We start from the raw sequence: 257 nt of genomic DNA on the forward strand, positions 1-257 counted from the left end.
TGCAGATGTGGTATTAAAAGAAAGAAGAAAGTTGATCCTGATGGTGCGTGAAACCCCTTATAACCTCATCCACATTAAAAATATGGAAACGGTGACACTCGCCGGCGGGATTATTTGTCCCGCCACCCCTTCCTTTTACAGCAACCCACAAACCATTGAAGAAGTAGCCGCAACTGTTGTTGATCGTGTGCTTGATCTTGCTGGGTTAGAGCAGGCGTCTTACCGTTGGGGAAGCAGACCGTAGTCGATAGTCCATG

The 257-nt window shown here is 47.5% G+C and carries 1 protein-coding gene; it reads left to right on the plus strand.

Annotated elements, in window-relative coordinates; translation table 11 throughout:
* The coding region (locus VJI94_RS08520; protein ID WP_324009053.1) for a flavoprotein at positions 1–244 on the plus strand (244 nt) is incomplete at its 5' end.
* Positions 245–257 lie beyond the last annotated feature (13 nt).

This window comes from Parvimonas sp. D9, assembly GCF_035282565.1.
Lineage (GTDB): Bacteria > Bacillota > Clostridia > Tissierellales > Peptoniphilaceae > Parvimonas > Parvimonas micra.